The following is an 18,777-nucleotide window of genomic DNA, read 5'->3' on the forward strand; positions in this document are numbered from 1 at the left end:
CCTAGATATTCTGTTTCACCAGAACCGACGCCAAACCCAGCAGCATCCCCATGCTTGCCACATTCGTTGCAGTAGTGAGGAAAATGCTGGAGGCTGTTGCGGGGTCGGCTCCGAAACGTTTTAAAACGAGCGGCACGATGGCACCGCAGACACCGCTGATGACGCAACTGCCGGTCATGGCAAGGAAGACAACAGCACCGAGCATGGGCGCGCTGGGCAAGTGTTGTACGATGGCGAGAACATACATGCCAATCGCGGCCACCAATCCAACCAGTGCACCATTGAACAAACCAAGCAGCGCTTCTTTCCTGACCAGCCGGTTTTTCCTGCCCGTTTCCAAATCGCCCAGGGCGATGCCACGCAGGGTGATCGCCAACGCCTGGCTACCGGTGTTGCCGGACTGGTCGGCCAGTACCGGCAGGAATATGGTAAGAATCAGCAGATGGTTAATGGTGTCCTGAAAAAGGCCCACCACGGCGGCAGCAAGAAAGGCAGTGAACAGGTTGATCTGTAGCCAGGGGTGGCGCAACCTTAAACTTTGCATCCAGGGGGTGCCGACGCGTTCCCCTTTTTCGACACCGACCATGGCGCCAGGCAGGAGGCTCAACTCAAGTGAGCGCTTCTGCTCCGCCAGTACCTTGTTGTAAAGATCCCTGATCTCGTCGCTTTTGTGCAGTATCAGTTCGCGGCTTGCCTCCACTTCCCGGACTTTTTGCGCCAGCGCCGCACTGTGGTTTTTTTCCTCGCGGTGCAACAGGCGCACTTCCAGCATATTGTGTACGCGCGCCAGCACCTCGTTCAGTTCATACGGCTTGCCGATGAAATCCTTTGCACCGGCCTGAAGCGCGCGCAGCTTGTGACCCGGCTGAGCGGTAATGACCAGGACAGGGAGATACCCGTCAGTTTCGGTTTCCTTGAGATTTTCAATGACCTGAAACCCGTCCATGCCCGGCATGCGAAGATCGAGCAGGATCAGGTCATAGTGGTGCTTGCGGTGCAAATCGCAAACCTCGCGCGGATCCATCGTGGAGGTAATGGAACCGTAGCCGGCGCCGCGCAGCATGTTTTCGAGCAGGATGATATTGGCTGCCTGGTCGTCAACGATCAGGATCTTGCCGTGAAGAATGTCGGATGCACTTGTCATGAAATCTCGTAACCTTGCCGATTTCAGGCTGAATCGGTTTCAGCCATATCCAGCGCAATCTCCAGCGCTTCGATGAACTCGTCGACTTTGATCGGCTTGGTGATATAGCGGAAGAACCCCGCCCTCAGACCCCTTTCGATGTCGAGGGGCATGGCATTTGCACTGATGGCAATGACAGGGATGTGTTTTGTGGACGGATCGGCACGCAGCATCTTCAGTGCTTCATAACCGTTGATGTCGGGCAGATTGATGTCCATCAATATCACCTCGGGGAGGGATGCGCGCGCGATCTCGATGCCGCTGTTCCCGTTGATGGCAGTCAGCAGGCTGAGGTCGGGATAACGCGCGATGACCTGCTCGACCAGTTTCATGTTGGCCGGATTGTCTTCCACGTAGAGCAGCGTGTGTATTCGTGCCGCCCGCGATCCAAATGGCGGGCGCAATGGTGTCGCGGCGTCGGTGACGGCGGCGGCTTCCGCGACAAATTGCGGCTCGGCAACCGAGTTGAGTTCGAACCAGAATGTGCTGCCCGCACCAACGGTGCTTTCCACGCCGATGATTCCTCCCATCAGTTCAACCAGCCGCTTGGCGACCACAAGCCCGATGCCTGTCCCTTCTTCACCGCCGGCTTCCTGCCCTAGGCGGTTGAACGGCTGGAATAGCTGCGACAGCTGTTCTGGATTCAATCCTGCCCCGGTATCCTTGATGCTCACGCGGATGTGTCCCGGTGTGCTTTCATTGCAGCTCACTTCAACCGTTCCCTGCTTGATGTTGTATTTGATCGCGTTGGTAAGCAGGTTGATGAGAACCTGTTTGAGCCTGGTTCTGTCGGCACTGACAAAAATGTCCGTGTCGAACAGGGGGAAGCTCAGTTTGACGCCACGCTGTTGTGCCTGGGGTTCGATCATGCCCTGGCAATCGAGCATGACTTCGGCCAGCGATACAGGCTCTTCCGACAATGGAACCTGCCTGGACTCGACTTTGGCAAGATCCAGAATCTCGTTGATCAGCTTCAGCAGGTGCCATCCTGCCTGAAGGATCTGGGCGATGCTGTCCTTCTGGGAGGAGGTTGCAGGGGGAGAATCCGATTCCATCAGCTGGGCAAAGCCAAGGATGGCATTCAACGGGCTGCGCAGTTCATGGCTCATGCTGGAAAGGAATTCAGACTTGGCGAGGTTGGCCTTTTCCGCCACAGACCGTGCGCTTTCCAGCTCGACATTCTTTTCCTGCAGCACCTGATCCAGCAGTTTGCGTTCGGTGACGTCGCGTGCCGCGGCGAACACGCCCTGCAATCTGCGGTCGCGGTCATAGAAGGTGGCCGCGTTGAAGGACACCACCGTTTCCTTGCCGTCCCTGGCGCGCGCGGTCAGTTCGTAATTGGTGACTTTCTTGTTGCTCAGGACCAGTTTGATGCTTGCCTCTGCCTTGTCCGGATCGGTGAAGTAATTCTTGAACGGCGCACCGATTAACTCGTCGCGGGTGCAGTCGGTCAGCGTCTCCATCTGCTTGTTCACGTCGGTGATGATGCCGGACGGATCGGTGGTCATGATCGCGTCGATGTTGGATTCGAACAGCGAGCGCGTGTAGAACTGATGGTCGCGCAATCGCTGTGCGAGCTGCTTCTGGTCGGCCTCGATCTGCTTGCGCGCGGTGTTGTCGGTGCCGATCAGCAGGTAGCCGATGATGGTGTCCTGGGCATCGCGCAATGCGGTGACCGAGACAACGGCCGGGAAGCGGGTGCCGTCCTTGCGAATATAGGTCAGTTCATAGATATCCTCGATACCGCGCGAGGCCTTGAACACCAGCGCCTCGAAGCCAGGTGTGATGGGCGTGCCCAGTTCTGCGCTCAAAGCTTTTGCGCGCGCGATCACCTCCTGCGGGTCGGAGATATCGGCCGGTGTGATCTTGTTCATCACCTCGGCGGCGGTGTAGCCCAGCATGCGTTCGGCGCCGACGTTGAAGATCTGGATGACGCCCTTGGCGTCGGTGGCGATGCTGGAGAAGTTGGCGCTGTTGAAGATCGCGCTTTGCAATGCGCCCGCCTTGAGCAGTGCTGCTTCTGCCTGCTTGCGCGCGGTGTTGTCGGTACCGATCAGCAGGTAGCCGATGATGGCGTCCTGGGCATCGCGCAGTGCGGTGACCGAGACGACGGCCGGGAAACGGCTGCCGTCCTTGCGAATATAGGTCAGTTCATAGATGTCCTCGATACCGCGCGAGGCCTTGAACACCAGCGCCTCGAAGCCGGGTGTGATGGGCGTGCCCAGTTCTGTGCTCAATGCTTCGGCACGCGCGATCACCTCCTGCGGGTCGGAGATATCGGCCGGGGTGATCTTGTTCATCACCTCGGCGGCGGTGTAGCCCAGCATGCGCTCGGCGCCGACGTTGAAGATCTGGATGACGCCCTTGGCGTCGGTGGCGATGCTGGAGAAATTGGCGCTGTTGAAGATCGCGCTTTGCAGCGCACCCGCCTTGAGCAGCGCCTCTTCTGCCTGCTTGCGCGCGGTGTTGTCGGTACCGATCAGCAGGTAGCCGATGATGGCGTCCTGGGCATCGCGCAGTGCGGTGACCGAGACGACGGCCGGGAAACGGCTGCCGTCCTTGCGAATATAGGTCAGTTCATAAATATCCTCGATACCGCGCGAGGCCTTGAACACCAAGGCTTCGAAGCCGGGTGTGATGGGTGTGCCGAGTTCTGTGCTTAGCGCCTTGGCGCGAACGATCACTTCCTGAGGATCGGAAATGTCGGCCGGCGTGATCTTGTTCATCACCTCGGCGGCGGTGTAGCCCAGCATGCGCTCGGCGCCGACGTTGAAGATCTGGATGACGCCCTTGGCGTCGGTGGCGATGCTGGAGAAGTTGGCGCTGTTGAAGATAGCGCTTTGCAATGCGCCAGCCTTGAGCAGTGCTGCTTCCGCCTGCTTGCGCGCGGTGTTGTCGGTACCGATCAGCAGGTAGCCGATGATCGTATTCTTGTCGTCGCGCAAGGCGGTGACCGACACAACGGCCGGGAAGCGGGTGCCGTCCTTGCGAATATAGGTCAGTTCATAGATATCCTCGATACCGCGTGAGGCCTTGAACACCAGCGCCTCGAAGCCTGGCGTGATGGGGGTGCCCAGTTCTGCACTCAACGCTTTTGCACGCGCGATCACCTCTTGCGGGTCGGAGATATCGGCCGGGGTGATCTTGTTCAGGACGTCGGTCGCCATATAGCCCAGCATGCGCTCGGCACCGACGTTGAAGATCTGGATCACCCCCTTTTCGTCGGTAGCGATGCTGGAAAAGTTTGCACTGGTGAGAATCGCGTTCTGCAGGGCACCGGTTTTAAGCAATGCCTCCTGAGCTTTGAGCCAGGTTGCCCGTTTGCCGGTATCGGTCAGGTCATCCTTTGCGCCTGCAGAAGAGCCGAGTAGGGATGGATCGCTGGAACTATAACTATTTTGCATGGCCGACCTTTGTTAAAGCGCGAATGAATCCTGCGAATCGCATAGACGAAGGTGCGTGCGTCACCCCATCTACTCGAGCTCACCCTTTTGATCAATGCCTGTCTGCGCATGCCGGTGCCGGATTGAGTACGCGGAACAGTATTGAATATCCGGTTTTGATCATAGGAAATATTTCACTTGTCTACCGTGCGCTTACGCACACAAAACATCATAACGTGGCAGTGAAACAGAGATCGTGGTCTGGTCCTCCTTGTCGATGACTTTCAGCGAAATCGTGCCGTTCTGGGCTTCTGTGAGCATTTTGGCCGAATATGCGCCGAGGCCGGTCCCGCCTTGTTTACCGTGGGTGACGAACTTGCCGAAGAATTGTTCGCGAATCGCGGCAGGGACGGCCCCCTTGTTAAGGATATTGATGCACAGAGGTGAACCATCGATGAGAGTGACGGCTACCCGGCTATTATTTGGAGCCGCTTCGCAGGCATTCTTGACCAGATTCTGGAGCAGGGAATTGCAGAACGTGGCATCGCCCAGCACCAGTGGTTCATGTTCTCCCGGTGGGAGATCGATATCGAAGACGACATCAAGATGTTTTTCGGCGAAAGTCGTATGGGAAATCTCGACGATGCGATACAGGATGTCGACGATCTTGACCGGTTTGGCATCGAGTTTGAAACGCCCGGTCTCAATCTTGAAGAGTTCGGAGGACAGGTTGATCATGTCGAGCACATCCAGTGCGGAATCTTCGGCCATACGCAGCTGCCTGACCTGTTCGGTGTTCAGCTTGCTGTCGTATGCCAGCGACTGCACCAGCCCGATCACACCGGCCAGCGGTCCTTTCATGTCATGCCGCGAGATATGTTCGACCTGCTCGCGCAGTCGCGCCAATTCCAGCATGCCGTCATAGTTGGCCTGCAATTGCTTGCGCAATCCGACGTAGCGCATGAAGTTGTGCACGCGCAACTTGAGCGCATCGGGATCGATGGGTTTGGTGACGAAGTCCACAGCGCCGAGTTCCAGACCTTTTTGCCGCTCGTTCTCGCCGGTCAAGGCAGTGACGAAGATCACCGGAATGGTTTCCGATGAGGGATGTTCGCGCATGCGCCTGGCCACTTCAAAGCCATCCATACCGGGCATCATGATGTCGAGCAGCACCAGGTCGGGCGGATTGTCGGATTGGCAGATCGCCAGCGCCTTCGCGCCGGTATGTGCGATACGCACACGATATTCGTCCTTGAACAGGTGTGAAACCAGAAGCAGATTGTCCGCGGTATCGTCCACTACCAGCATCGTCGGGCGTCCCGGCTCGAATGCGACCGCCTGGTGTGCGGTATCGGACGACTCCGTTGATAAATTCCCGCCCCGCGCCAATTCCGCGAGCTTGGCTGAATTCGAACGGGGGCGGGCCGACAGCGCTTTTTCAACACGTTCCGCGAGACAGATCGCGGTATAAGGTTTGACCAGCAAGTCACTGACGCCTGCGTTGATTGCTTCCTCGATGCGGTGGCGCTCGGCTTCGGCGGTGATCATGATGAAAGGCAAGCGGGCCAGCTTTTCATCGGTGCGCATCGCCTTGAGCAGATCGATACCGGCCATGACCGGCATGTTCCAGTCGGAAAGCACGATGTCTATCCGCTTGTTTTGCAGCATGCGCAGCGCCTCGGCACCGTTGGCGGCCATCACGATGCTGTCGGCACCCATCGAGCGCAGTTGATTGGCGGTGACTTTGCGCATCGGCTCCAGGTCATCGACAACGAGGAACCGGGTTTTCTTGTCGAGCATATCCTGTCTCTCTTCCGTTATACGGCGTTGTCCGGTGCTGTCCCGCATTTCCGGTGCGGGCAAATGTGGCTCGCGCAAATATTCCCGGCCGGAGCCATCGTCACTTTGCGTGTGTATTGGTATGCGGAAGCCATTCAAGCTTGGCTACCTCGAATTCAAGATAATTGTTCTGATTGCGCAGGAGATCGGCCATGGCCTTGAGCGCCAGATGGGTCTTCACACGGGCCAGGACGATGGGCGGGCTGATTGGCTTGGTGATGTAATCGACCGCACCCAGCTCCAGTCCTTTTTGTTCGTCCGCCACTTCAACTTTGGAGGTGAGGAAGATCACCGGGATGTTCATTGTTCCGGGGTCGAGTTTGAGTTGTTGGCACACTTCGTAGCCGTCCATGCCGGACATCATGATGTCGAGCAGGATCAAGTTCGGGGGAACATCGGATGCAGCGATCTTCAATGCCTTCTCTCCCGAGTTGGCCACCTTCACGTTGTAGTAATCCTTGAGCAGGTTGCTCATCAGTGCCAGGCTGTCCGGCGTGTCATCCACCACCAGTATCGTGGGTCTTTCGGCATGTACGGGTGTATTCATGGCGGGCTTTCAAGTGGTTGCTTCAATGGCGGCTGCTCCCGAGCCGATCGAAGCTGCATTCAGTGCCGCGATCGCAGTTTCGAAATCGAGTGAGCGGATGCTGTCGTCTATCTTGTGAAACTGCTCGGGGAACGCGGCATTGAGCAGCTCAGAATTTGCATCCAGCAAATCACCTGCCGCCGCGTCGTCCGCGGCAAGTAACGCCAGCAACTGTTCACAGACAGCCCTGAGTCTCATGGGGTCGACCTTGACAGGCAGGTTCTGCTGTTCCTCGGGCAAACTCTTTTCCAGTTGGGTAATGAACTTTGTAAGCGGCTTTCTCAGTTCGCCGAGACGGGCATCGATCTCCTTGCGCGGTTGGCGTTCCCTGATTGCGGCTTCGAGTTTTTCTGCCAGCAATTGCAAGCCGCTAGCGCCGATGTTGCCGGAAACACCCTTCAGTGTATGGGCGAGACGTTCCGCAGTATCCCAATCCTTGCTTTCCAGCGCATCGAAGATTTCCACTGTTGTTGATTCCTGTCCGGTGACGAACTTGCGCAGCATCCAGAGATAAAGTGCCTTCTTGCCGAGTACGCGGCGCAGGCCGTTGGCGATGTCCAGTCCCTCGATACCGGATGGCAAGTCGACTTCCTGCGCTACCGGTTGTTTCAGGCCGGTTGCGGATGCCGGAAAGTGCCGGGGCTTGATCCATTTGAGCAGCGCCTTCCACAAGTCTTCCGGCTCGATTGGCTTGGCGACATGATCGTTCATGCCCGCCGCCATGCAGCGATCGCGGTCGCCCTGCATGGCGTTGGCAGTCATGGCTACCACCGGAAGATCCTTGAAACGCACATCCTTGCGTATTTCTTGCGTCGCGGTCACGCCGTCCATCACAGGCATCTGCATATCCATCAACACGATGTCGTAATGGGTCGATCTGATCTTTTCCAGCGCGATCTGGCCGTTTCCGGCCAGGTCGACAAGGAATCCGGCATCGTGCAGCAACTCGGTCGCCACTTCCTGGTTGAGGTCGTTGTCCTCGACCAGCAGGATGCGGGCCCCCTTGATGGTGGCGAGTTGTTCGACGGTATCGGTCGGTACGTCACCGGCTCTGCGCGGGATATTGACGACATCTCCCAGCATGCGTACCACGCCGTCAAAAAGTACCGAGGCACTGACAGGCTTGATCAGTACATCCTCGATGCCTGCATTTTCAGCTCCCCGGATGACTTCCTCGCGGCCATAAGCGGTCACCATCATCAAGTGCGGGATCCGCTCCAGCGGAAGTTCCCCCAGTCGCTTTGCAGTCTCGACGCCGTCCATGACCGGCATCAGCCAGTCGATGAACACGATCTCGAAGGGCATGCCCTGTGTCTCGGCCTGGGCTACGGCATCAATGGCCGCCTGTCCGGACTCCGCCTGGTCGACCTTGAAGCTCATGCCGGAGAGCAGCTCGCCCAGTACCTGGCGTGCATACTCGTTGTCGTCCACCACCAGCACGCGTTTGCCCTGCAGGTCGCCGGACAGCGCCATCTTGCGCTGCTGGCCCACGCCCTTGTCGAGGCGCGCGGTGAACCAGAAAGTGCTGCCTTTGCCGGGTACGCTTTCAACGCCGACCTCGCCGCCCATCAGTTCGGCCAACTGTTTCGAAATGACCAGCCCGAGGCCGGTACCGCCGAATTTGCGTGTGGTCGAAGTGTCAGCTTGTGAAAAACTCTGGAACAGGCGCCCGATATGTTCCGGTGTCAATCCGATGCCCGTATCGCGCACCGCGCAGTAGATCAATACATCCTTGTCGGTCTGTTCTTTGAGCCGGATGATGATGTCGATCTCGCCGCGTTCGGTGAACTTGACGGCATTGTTGCTGTAGTTGATCAGTATCTGCCCCAGTCGCAGCGGGTCGCCGATCAGGTATTGCGGCACATTCTTGTCTATGTCGAAAACCAGCTCCAGCCCCTTGGTCGAAGATTTTTCGGCAATCAGGTTGGCCACATTGTCGAGCACCGACTCCAGTTCGAATTCGGTGCGCTCGACTGTCAGCTTGCCCGCCTCGATCTTCGAAAGATCGAGAATGTCGTTGATGATGCCCAGCAGATGCTGGCCGGAGCCTTTGATCTTCTTGATATAGTCGCGCTGGCGCGGCGTCAGGTCGGTCTTCATCGCCAGGTAGGACATGCCGATGATGGCATTCATCGGGGTGCGAATTTCGTGACTCATATTGGAGAGGAAATCCGATTTGGCGAGGTTGGCCTTTTCCGCCACAGACCGTGCGCTTTCCAGCTCGACATTCTTTTCCTGCAACACCTGATCCAGCAGTTTGCGCTCGGTGATGTCGCGAGCCGCGGCGAACACCCCCTGCAATCTGCGGTCGCGGTCATAGAAGGTGGTCGCGTTGTAGGACACCACCGTTTCCTTGCCGTCCCTGGCGCGCGCGGTCAGTTCGTAATTGGTGACTTTCTTTTCGCTTAGCACCTGCTTGATGCCTTCTTCCGCCCGGTCCGGGTCGGTGAAGTAATCCTTGAACGGCGCACCGATCAACTCGTCGCGGGTGCAGTCGGTCAGCGTCTCCATCTGCTTGTTCACGTCGGTGATGATGCCGGACGGATCGGTGGTCATGATCGCGTCGATGTTGGATTCGAACAGCGAGCGCGTGTAGAACTGATGGTCGCGCAATCGCTGTGCGAGCTGCTTCTGGTCGGCCTCGATCTGCTTGCGCGCGGTGTTGTCGGTGCCGATCAGCAGGTAGCCGATGATGGTGTCCTGGGCATCGCGCAATGCGGTGACCGAGACAACGGCCGGGAAGCGGGTGCCGTCCTTGCGAATATAGGTCAGTTCATAGATATCCTCTATGTCGCGCTTCGCCTTGAACACCAGGGCTTCGAAGCCCGGCGCGATGGGGGTGCCCAGTTCGGTGCTCAATGTCTCGGCACGCGCGATCACTTCCTGAGGGTCGGAGATATCGGCCGGGGTGATCTTGTTCATCACCTCGGCGGCGGTGTAGCCCAGCATGCGCTCGGCGCCGACGTTGAAGATCTGGATGACGCCCTTGGCGTCGGTGGCGATGCTGGAGAAATTGGCGCTGTTGAAGATCGCGCTTTGCAGTGCACCCGCCTTGAGCAATTCATCTTCCGCATTCCTGCGGGTGCTGATGTCGCGCACGATGCCGACGAAATAGCGTTGACCGTCCAGCCGCATCTCGTTCACGGCCAAGTCCATCGGGAAGACACTGCCGTCCTTGCGTCGCCCGGAGACTTCGCGGCCGATACCGATGATGCGCGCTTCGCCGGTGGCCAGATAATGCGCGAGATAACCATCGTGCTGGCTGTGATAGGGTTCCGGCATCAGCATATTGAGATTTTTGCCGAAGGTCTCGGCAGCGGTATAGCCGAAGATAAGCTCGGCAGCCGGGTTTGCTGTCTGGACGATGCCGTGTTCATCAATGGTGATGATGCCATCCGGTACGGTATTCAGTATGGTCTGGATCAGCGAGGCGTTGTCGCGCAGGGTCTGCTGTGCGGCATATTCCCGGGTGACATCGCGGAACACCAGCACGGCACCGGCCACTTTGCCGTCGCTGCCGCGTATCGGCGCGCAACTGTCGGCAATGGCGCTCTCGCTGCCGTCGCGTGCGATCAAAACGGTGTGGTTGGCCAGGCCCTGTATCGTGCCGTGAGCAAGGGTTGCCATGACGGGGATCGCGGAGCGTTGGCGGGTTTCCTGATTGATGATGTGAAATACCTCATCCACCGGATGCCCGATGGCTTGTGCCTGCGTCCAGCCGGTGAGGAGTTCGGCAAGGGGGTTCAGGATTTGCACCCGAGCTTCTACATCGGTGACCAATACCGCATCGCCGATGGAGTAAAGCGTCACCGCGAGCTTATCTTCGCTGATCTGCAGGGTATCGTTTGCCTGCCGCAGCTGCTTGTTCATCTCCTCTTGCACTTCGAGGAGATGCCGTGTTTCGGCATGTACCAGATTTTGCAGCCGCTGCCGGGTTTCCCGATAGATGAAATAGGCGAAGGCCAGTGCCAGCAGCAGCACCAGCAGGCTGGTGAAAACAATGGCTGCCAGCATGCGTTGCATGTCCGACTGGAATTCGGCTTCATGCTGCGTCTGTATGCCATCCTCCAGCTGGATGTACAGGCTCATTTCGGCACGGATCGCATCCATCAGTTGCTTGCCGTGACCATTGCTTAACCGCGCCAGGACAGCAGCCATGTCGTGTTTGCGGCGCGACTCAATGGTCTGCGCCAGTTCCACCAGTTTTGCATCGATCAGCGGTGCCATTGCATCCAGGTGTTGTTGGGCGGCTGGAATCAAAGTCTGCCGGCGCAGTTCTGCGAGATGCAGTTTGAGACCGTCGCGCACTGCCAAATAGGGTTCCAGGTAGGACTCGTCGCCCGTCAACAAATATCCGCGCTGACCAGTTTCCGCATCCTTCAACAAGGACATCAGATCGCCCGCGCTGTTCATGAGGAAATGGCTATGCTGCCGTGATTCCGCAGCCTCCCCGATCTGACGGTAGGCCAGGAACGCAGCGCTCACCGCTACGGCAACGAATAGCCCGGTACCTGCAAGTAAAGCAACGAATTTATGATTGGTTTTCAAGGCAAGCGCCCCTTTGGTTGATGTAGCGCCACATGCTCTGGATAGTGACTATCCACAGTACCGTCCACCCGTCGGCAGAACTGTGCCCAATGACGGGATCATGATTATTGCGCTGGCCGAATGGCAAAGACGGGACCATGAATCAAATCTCATCTTCTGCCAGTGTAAAATTTTAGCGGTCAAGCCTGCGGCACTCCGTGCGCTCTCGCACATAGCCGGTTCTTGTTTCATCGGAGAAATTGGATGCTGGAATAAATCAGCCTGGAAGAAAAATACAGTGCCTATTCAGCGCTAAAAAAGCGGATGGAATCGCCCCCGGCTTCGCAATCAGCAAGTCATTGACTGTGTAGAAACCCGTTCACCTTTCGACAGGGCCATTAGTCCATAGTCGAATAGGTAAGGCGAACGGACTTCGAACTGTAATTGCTGGATAAATGGACGGCTGGCTATGCAAAGCTAACCGTTGCAGGTGGCAGGTTTGGCATGCAGGAGATTGTCGGCGAGGCGCCACTTGCCGTCATGCCGGGATCACCGCATTCAGCGCTTGTTTGATCTTCGCGATAAGCAGGTTATGGTCGAAAGGTTTCACCACGAAATCGACCGCGCCGGACTTCATGCTGTCAACAACCACTTCTTCCTCGCTCCTGCCGGTGATCATGATCACCGGAGTCCCGGCAAATTCCGGTACTTCCTTGAGCCGCCGGGTTGTTTCCATACCGTTCATATTGGGCATCATGATATCCATGAGGATCAAGTCCGGCCGCTTGTTGCGCAAAATGCTCAGGGCCTCAAAACCATCCCGGGCAAAAAGAAGATTGTAGTGATTCGCCGTCAGCAGCTTGTCGATGATGATGCGCTGCGCCTCGTCGTCATCCACGACCAGTACGGTAGGCTGGATACATTCGGCCATGGCGTTCAAGGCGCGTGCCGATTGCAGGAAGGGTTCGCATTCCTGTTTGAATTTTTCCGCCCATTGCTTCAAGGGCTGGGTGATTTCGAGAGCAGACTTGAAGTGCGGCTGAACTTCATCGCGCTTGAAGCGGCTGATTTCATTTTTAAGCCCCTCGGCATTTTTGACTTCTACCGCATCGGGAAGTGCTCCCGAGATAATCCGCTGGGAAAGTCCGTCCAGTGCTGCGCCGACTCCCTGTGCAGCGTTTTCCACTGCCAGACTGGCAACCTTGATATGCAGGCCGCCTTCCACGATTTGCCGGTCCAGCGTGTTTTCAAGCTCGGCCAAGTGGCGCGCCTGGGCGGCAAACTCGGCCTTGGACGGTCCCTCTGTCTTGAGCGCCGCCAGATCGTGCAAGGCATGGTGGATGGTCATGGCCAGCCGGGACGAGTCATCCGACACCGGCCAGAAAAGGATGTAGTCGTCGAAATATTCCTTTTTGCAAAGTTCATATACCTGGTTTATTTGACTCCGGTTGCACAGAATCACGGTGCGCAGCGGTTGCTGGCGTACCTCCTCGCACAGGCGGTACAGCTCCAGGAAATAACTTTCCGCTTTTTCCAGCGTGTCGAACGCGAGCACCAGGACACTGGGGCGGTAGCGCACGAAGTCTCCCGGCACCTTGTCGGCTCCGGTGGAGATATGGATGTGATCGAATTCCGAGTGGAGCAGATCCTGGACTTGAGCCGCATCGCCGATGGAGTCCGAGGCGATCATGATCGTGCCGGCGGTCGGGACGTGATTGCCCGCAGGTGATTGACCTTTGTTCTTGATCGATTGCCGAAATTCGTTTTGCATCAATGAGCTCCGCTAGGCGTGGATGAATCGGACGAAGTCTGCAGAACTGCCGGCAGCGCATCATCTTCATACCTGATTGATCCTAGCGCAGGGCCATGCAACCCACCGTGCGCTCTCGCACATTGGCGGCATCTTCATCGGTGGGCCGGGAATGATTCAGGCAGGGGAGATCGTTCCGGTCACATCCTTGCCGATGCCGCGGTAGCCGATAAAGCGTCCCGTCGGATTGAACATCGGTTCTCCGCTCACCATCAGGAATTGCCTTGTGCCATCGGGTTTGGTCCTGCTGTAGACAAAATCCAGGAACGGTTTTCGGGTGGCCAGATTGGCTTCCAGCATTTCCCGCTCGCTCTCGTTCCAGGTTCCGCCGTGATCGTCTCTGGTGTGGCCGAGCTCGTCGTCGACCCGGATTCCGAGCATTTCAAATACCGGGCCGAAGATCTTGGTGAACTGGCCGTGTTCATCCTGCTCCCAGTACCAGTCGGACGATAATTCAGTCAGGCGTTGATAGCGTGCTTCGCTTTTGCGCAGCTCGGCTGTGCGCTCCTGTACCGTCTGTTCCAGCTCCCGGTTTTGCTGTTCCAGTTTTTTGTACAACAGGCGCACTTCGAGCATGTTATGGATACGCGTCTGCACTTCAACCAGGTCGAACGGTTTGGCGACGAAATCCTTGGCGCCCGCGGCGAGCGCACGCAGTTTGTGATCCGGTTGGGCGGTGATCACGAGCACGGGAAGGTAGCCGTCCGATTCGATTTCCTTGAGGCCTTGCATCACCTGGAAGCCATCCATGCCGGGCATCTGCAGATCGAGCAGGATCAGGTCGTAGTTGTTCTCGCGATGCAGTTCGCAGACCACGAATGGATCTGTCGTCGATTCGATGCCGGAATACCCGACGGCTCTCAGCATTTCTTCCAGCAGCAGCACATTGGATGGCTGGTCATCCACAATCAGAATGCGGGCGCTGCGGATTTCCTGTTCATTTATCATTTTATTGCCTCCTGCCTCATTTGCGATCACTGTTCTGTTTTGGAAAATTCCAGTGCATCGTCCAGCGCGTTCAAAAACTCGTTCACCTTGATCGGCTTGGTAAGATAGCGGAAAAAGCCGGCTTCCAGCCCTCTTTCGATATCGTGCTGCATCGCATTTGCACTCAGGGCAAGCACGGGGATCTGCTTTGTTGCCGGATCCTTGCGCAGGATCTTGAGTGCCTCTATGCCGCTGATGTCCGGCAGGTTGATGTCCATCAAGATCACTTCCGGGAGGTGGGTTCGTGCAAGCGCGATGCCGTGATGTCCATCGCGGGCACTCAGCATGTTCACATGCGAAAGCCCCCCGATGATGTGCTCGACCAGCATCAGGTTGGCCGGATTGTCTTCCACATAGAGCAGTGTGCCGGCTTTGATCTCGTTTCGAGCTGACGGTGCATTTTCAGCGGGAATGCTGTTTCGGGTTGCATAACTCGGCGGCACACACCGTATCAGTTCTATCCAGAATTGGCTGCCCTTGCCTACGCTGCTTTCCACGCCGATGGTGCCGCCCATCAGTTCGACCAGTTGCTTGGCAACGACCAGGCCCATGCCTGTCCCTTCCTCTGTACCGTTCTCCTGCCCGAGCCGATTGAACGGCTGGAACAGCTGCCCGATCTTCTTCGACGACAGTCCCGCGCCGCTGTCCCTGATGCTGATGCGTATGTGTTCCGGACCGGTCGCGCTGCATTCCACCGTGACCGTTCCATGCAGGCTGTTGTATTTGATCGCGTTGGAAAGAAGATTGATCAGTACCTGCTTGACGCGGGTTCGGTCGGCGTTGGCAAACCATGAGTGATCGAAAGGGAGGAATTCCAGCCGGATATGGTGCTTTTGCGCCTGCGATTCGATCATGGATTGGCATTCGTGCATCACATCGATCAGCGACACGGGTTCCCGCGACAGCGACAGCTTGCCGGATTCGATCACGGCAAGATCGAGTATCTCGTTGATCAGTTCCAGCAGATACCAGCCGGCCTTGGTGATCTGGTGCAGTCTTTCCGATTGGGAAACGGTAAGCGACGGCGACCCGGCTTCCAGCAACTGCGAGAAACCGAGAATGGCGTTGAGCGGCGTGCGCAATTCGTGGCTCATTCTCGAAAGGAAATCCGACTTGGCGAGATTGGCTTTTTCCGCAGTGGATTTTGCTTTCTTCAGGTCGATATTGTTTTGCTGCATAACCTTGTCCATCTCGTTGCGCTCGGTGATATCGCGCAGGATGCAGGTAAAGTAGCGCTGACCGCGCAACCACATCTCACTGAGCGCTATCTCGATCGCAAAGCTGCTGCCGTCCTTGCGCTTACCCAGGACTTCATGCCCCGGAGGGGTGTCCTGTACCTCATCGCTCACCTGAAGCGCCTGGAAATGATTGCTCTGATCCCGATCGATCTCGGGTATCAGCATGTTGAAATCCTGTCCGACAAGCTCCTCGGTGGAGTAGCCGAACATCTTTTCGGCGGCCGGATTTGAGCTCTCGATCTTGCCGCTGCTGGCAATGAAAGTGACAATGCCGTCCACCACGGTGTTGAGTACCGTCTGAACCATTGCGGCATTGTCGCGCAACGTCTGCTGCACGATATATTCCTCGGTGACGTCGCGGAACACCAGCACGGCGCCGATCACATGGCCGTCGCGGTCGCGTATCGGTGCGCAACTGTCGGCAATGGCGCATTCGCTTCCGTTGCGTGCGATCACAATGGTGTGGTTGGCCAGGCCCTGTATGGTGCCGTGCGCCAGGGTTTCCTTGACCGGGATAGGCGAAGACAGACGGGTTTCCTGGTTGATGATGTGGAATACTTCGTCCACCGGGCGGCCGAGCGCTTCCGCTTTTGTCCAGCCGGTGAGTTTTTCGGCCAGCGGGTTCAGCAAGGTCACTCGCGATTCGGCATCGGTGGTGATCACCGCATCGCCTATCGAGTTGAGCGTCACGGCGAGTCTTTCTTCGCTGACTTGCAAGGTGAGGTTGGTTTGCTGCAGTTGCCGGTTCGTCTGCTCCTGAATATCGAGCAACTGTTGCCGTTCGGCTTCGATCAGCTTGCGCGCGGTGTTGTCGGTGCCGATCAAAAGATATCCGATGATGAAACCCCGTGCATCGTGCAGGGCGGTGACCGACACGATGGCCGGAAGGCGCGTGCCGTCCTTGCGGATGTAGGTCAATTCGTAAATATCCTCGATGCCGCGCGAAGCCTTGAATACCAATGCCTCGAAGCCGGGTGTGATCGTCGCTCCGAGTTCGGCGCTCAATGCCTTGGCGCGCGCGATCACTTCCCGCGGATCGGAGATGTCGGCCGGGGTAACCTTGTTCAGCACATCGGCTGCCTTGTAGCCCAGCATGCGTTCGGCCCCGATATTGAATATCTGGATGACGCCCTTTTCGTCGGTGGCGATGCTGGAAAAGTTCGCACTGTTCAGGATCGCGTTCTGCAGGGCGCCGGTTTTGAGCAATGTTTCCTGCCTGCGAATTTCGGTCAAGCCTTCCGCCGAAGCGGAAGACGGATTGCAGATGTCGGGATTGTGTAGTTCTTCAACCATGGGGTTATGCCTCCTTCAGCAATCGATGGAACTCTTTTCTGACCACGTCGTAGCATTCACATGAGTGTTTCTCCAATCCGGCACGATTCAGGACGGTGATGTGTCCGCGGCGGTAACTGATCAGACCGGCGCGTTGCAGATCGCCCGCGGTTTCCGTGATGCCTTCGCGCCGCACGCCTAGCATGCTGGCGATCAGTTCCTGCGTCATGATCAGCTCTTGCGATGGCAAGCGGTCCAGCGTCTGCAACAGCCAGCGGCACATTTGCTGTTCCATCGAATGGTGCCGGTTGCAGACTGCGGTTTGGGACATTTGCGTGATCAAGGCCTGGGTATAGCGCAGCATCAATTTCATCATCGACCCCGCGCGATTGAATTCTTCCATCATCACATTCGCTTTCAGGCGGTAGCCATAACCGCCGGTGCACACTGCGGCCCGGCTGGGCGTGGTGTTGCCGCCCATGAAAAGGGAGATTCCGACTACGCCTTCATTGCCCACGCCCGAGATTTCGGCAGAAGCGCCATTTTCCATGACGTAGTGTAGCGACACGATGGCGGTCGTCGGGAAATAGACATGGTGCAGCTGGTCGCCGGATTCGTACAGGACTTCACCGAGCGGCATTGAGACCGCTTCCAGATGGGGGGCGATGCGTTCGAATGTCTCCTTCGGCAGCGAGGCGAGAAGGTGGTTCTGCCAGGGCGTTTGCTGTGTGGACATCTTGGCAACCATTTTCTTGTCTCCGGAGCGTGCAGCTGATAGGTAAAAACCGATAATGCAACGGAAATATGGATCGAAATACTGCAAAGACTTGACCGTATATGCCTGTATAGCATGCTATCCGGGGCGGTTATGTGCGCTACCGCACCTACAGCGGCGGCGGGCTGAATTCAGTTTGATACCCCTTCATCCTGTCTAACTCACCGCAACTTACCCGCGTTCGGTGACATCTTCCATTGCCAGCAGGATCAATTGTGTTCCGCCCGTCTTGCAGACGAGGCGTCTTGCATTGAGCAGCATCCTGCGCTTTCCGATGCCCGGGAAATCATGCACGACTTCGAAGTCTTCGAGAACCCGGTTGTGCGGCAGGATGGTTTCCAGCATTTCCCTCAGCTTTGGAATATCCCACTGGTGTTGGCCCAATTCATAGATCTGGCGGCCCACTGTATCTTCCGGCGCAACATGGAATTTCTGGTAGAACGAGCGGCTGACGGAAACGACCTTGAGGGCATCGTCCAGCACGATGAGAGGCTCGCGCACCGTATCCACGATGCTTTCGGCGAATTCGCGCGCTTCTGTAACCGCGGTTTCGGCCTGCACGCGTTCGGTGATGTCGGTAATGGCGATGCGCACCGAGAATGCCCCGCCTGGTGTGTGCAGGCCGGGTGCCTGCTCAAGCTCCTCGGAGCCAAGCGCGTTGCGCACCTTTAACGAATCCAGTTGGGCGTTAAAGTGCGAACCATCCTCGCGCTGAAACACCAGTTCGCAGCGCTGTCTTTGGTCGTGCTTCAGTACGCTGCCAAAATGCAGATACCAGCGATCACGGTCGGTCTCGGTGACAAATTGGGAAAATCGGCGCTTGATCAATTTGTTTCGCACCACACCCAGCATATCGGCGGCTGTGAGGTTGATCTCGTTGATCATGCCCTCGCGGCTCAGGGTGAGATAGCCGATGGGCGCGAAGTCATAGAGATCCGCGTAGCGGTCGCGGGACTCCTCCATGGCGATCTCCGCCTGGCGCAAGGCATCGTTCTGCATCTGCAGCTCGACCTGATGCACCTGCAGTTCATGCAGGAGTTTATGCAGCAACTCCTCGCCCGGTTGCGGGTTCACCAGCACCATCTGCTCTTTGTCGATGCGTGCCTCGGCTTCTGAGCGCAGGGAGTCCGGTATTTTTGTCTTGTCGTCCATGGTGCATCCTTAAAACCGGTTCGTG

10 protein-coding genes are annotated in these 18,777 nt (G+C 57.2%); all 10 read right to left on the reverse strand.

Annotated features, from left to right (window positions below):
• Position 1: 1 nt before the first annotated feature.
• The gene (locus tag QOY30_RS18025; RefSeq protein WP_349496678.1) at positions 2-1,144 is read right to left on the reverse strand and encodes a magnesium transporter; all 1,143 of its coding nucleotides are present in this window, start codon (positions 1,142-1,144) and stop codon (positions 2-4) included.
• Positions 1,145-1,167: 23 nt separating this feature from the next.
• Positions 1,168-4,587, reverse strand: a complete 3,420-nt coding sequence (locus tag QOY30_RS04725; protein ID WP_283743479.1) for a PAS domain-containing sensor histidine kinase — start codon at positions 4,585-4,587, stop codon at positions 1,168-1,170.
• A gap of 192 nt (positions 4,588-4,779) precedes the next feature.
• Positions 4,780-6,504, reverse strand: coding sequence for an ATP-binding response regulator (locus QOY30_RS04730; RefSeq protein ID WP_283743480.1), 1,725 nt, complete (start codon positions 6,502-6,504; stop codon positions 4,780-4,782).
• Positions 6,467-6,952: a response regulator gene (locus QOY30_RS04735; protein ID WP_283743481.1), complete on the reverse strand. Its 486-nt coding sequence runs from the start codon at positions 6,950-6,952 to the stop codon at positions 6,467-6,469. Before QOY30_RS04735 ends, QOY30_RS04730 begins: the two co-directional genes overlap by 38 nt.
• Positions 6,953-6,961: 9 nt before the next feature.
• On the reverse strand, positions 6,962-11,539 hold the full coding sequence (locus QOY30_RS04740; protein ID WP_283743482.1) for a PAS domain S-box protein: 4,578 nt from the start codon (positions 11,537-11,539) through the stop codon (positions 6,962-6,964).
• Between the two features lie 517 nt (positions 11,540-12,056).
• Positions 12,057-13,289 (reverse strand): response regulator, encoded by a 1,233-nt coding sequence (locus tag QOY30_RS04745; RefSeq protein WP_283743483.1) that lies wholly within the window; start codon positions 13,287-13,289, stop codon positions 12,057-12,059.
• Positions 13,290-13,445: 156 nt separating this feature from the next.
• A complete protein-coding gene (locus QOY30_RS04750) occupies positions 13,446-14,276 on the reverse strand; it encodes a response regulator (protein ID WP_283743484.1) in 831 nt (276 codons plus the stop codon).
• 26 nt (positions 14,277-14,302) lie between these two features.
• Positions 14,303-16,846, reverse strand: a complete 2,544-nt coding sequence (locus QOY30_RS04755) for a hybrid sensor histidine kinase/response regulator (protein WP_283743485.1) — start codon at positions 16,844-16,846, stop codon at positions 14,303-14,305.
• 4 nt (positions 16,847-16,850) lie between these two features.
• The gene (locus QOY30_RS04760) at positions 16,851-17,573 is read right to left on the reverse strand and encodes a Crp/Fnr family transcriptional regulator (protein WP_283743486.1); all 723 of its coding nucleotides are present in this window, start codon (positions 17,571-17,573) and stop codon (positions 16,851-16,853) included.
• Positions 17,574-17,771: 198 nt separating this feature from the next.
• Positions 17,772-18,752, reverse strand: a complete 981-nt coding sequence (locus tag QOY30_RS04765; protein WP_283743487.1) for a PAS domain-containing protein — start codon at positions 18,750-18,752, stop codon at positions 17,772-17,774.
• Positions 18,753-18,777: the final 25 nt, after the last annotated feature.

It is taken from the genome of Sideroxydans sp. CL21 (genome assembly GCF_902459525.1).
GTDB lineage: Bacteria > Pseudomonadota > Gammaproteobacteria > Burkholderiales > Gallionellaceae > Sideroxyarcus.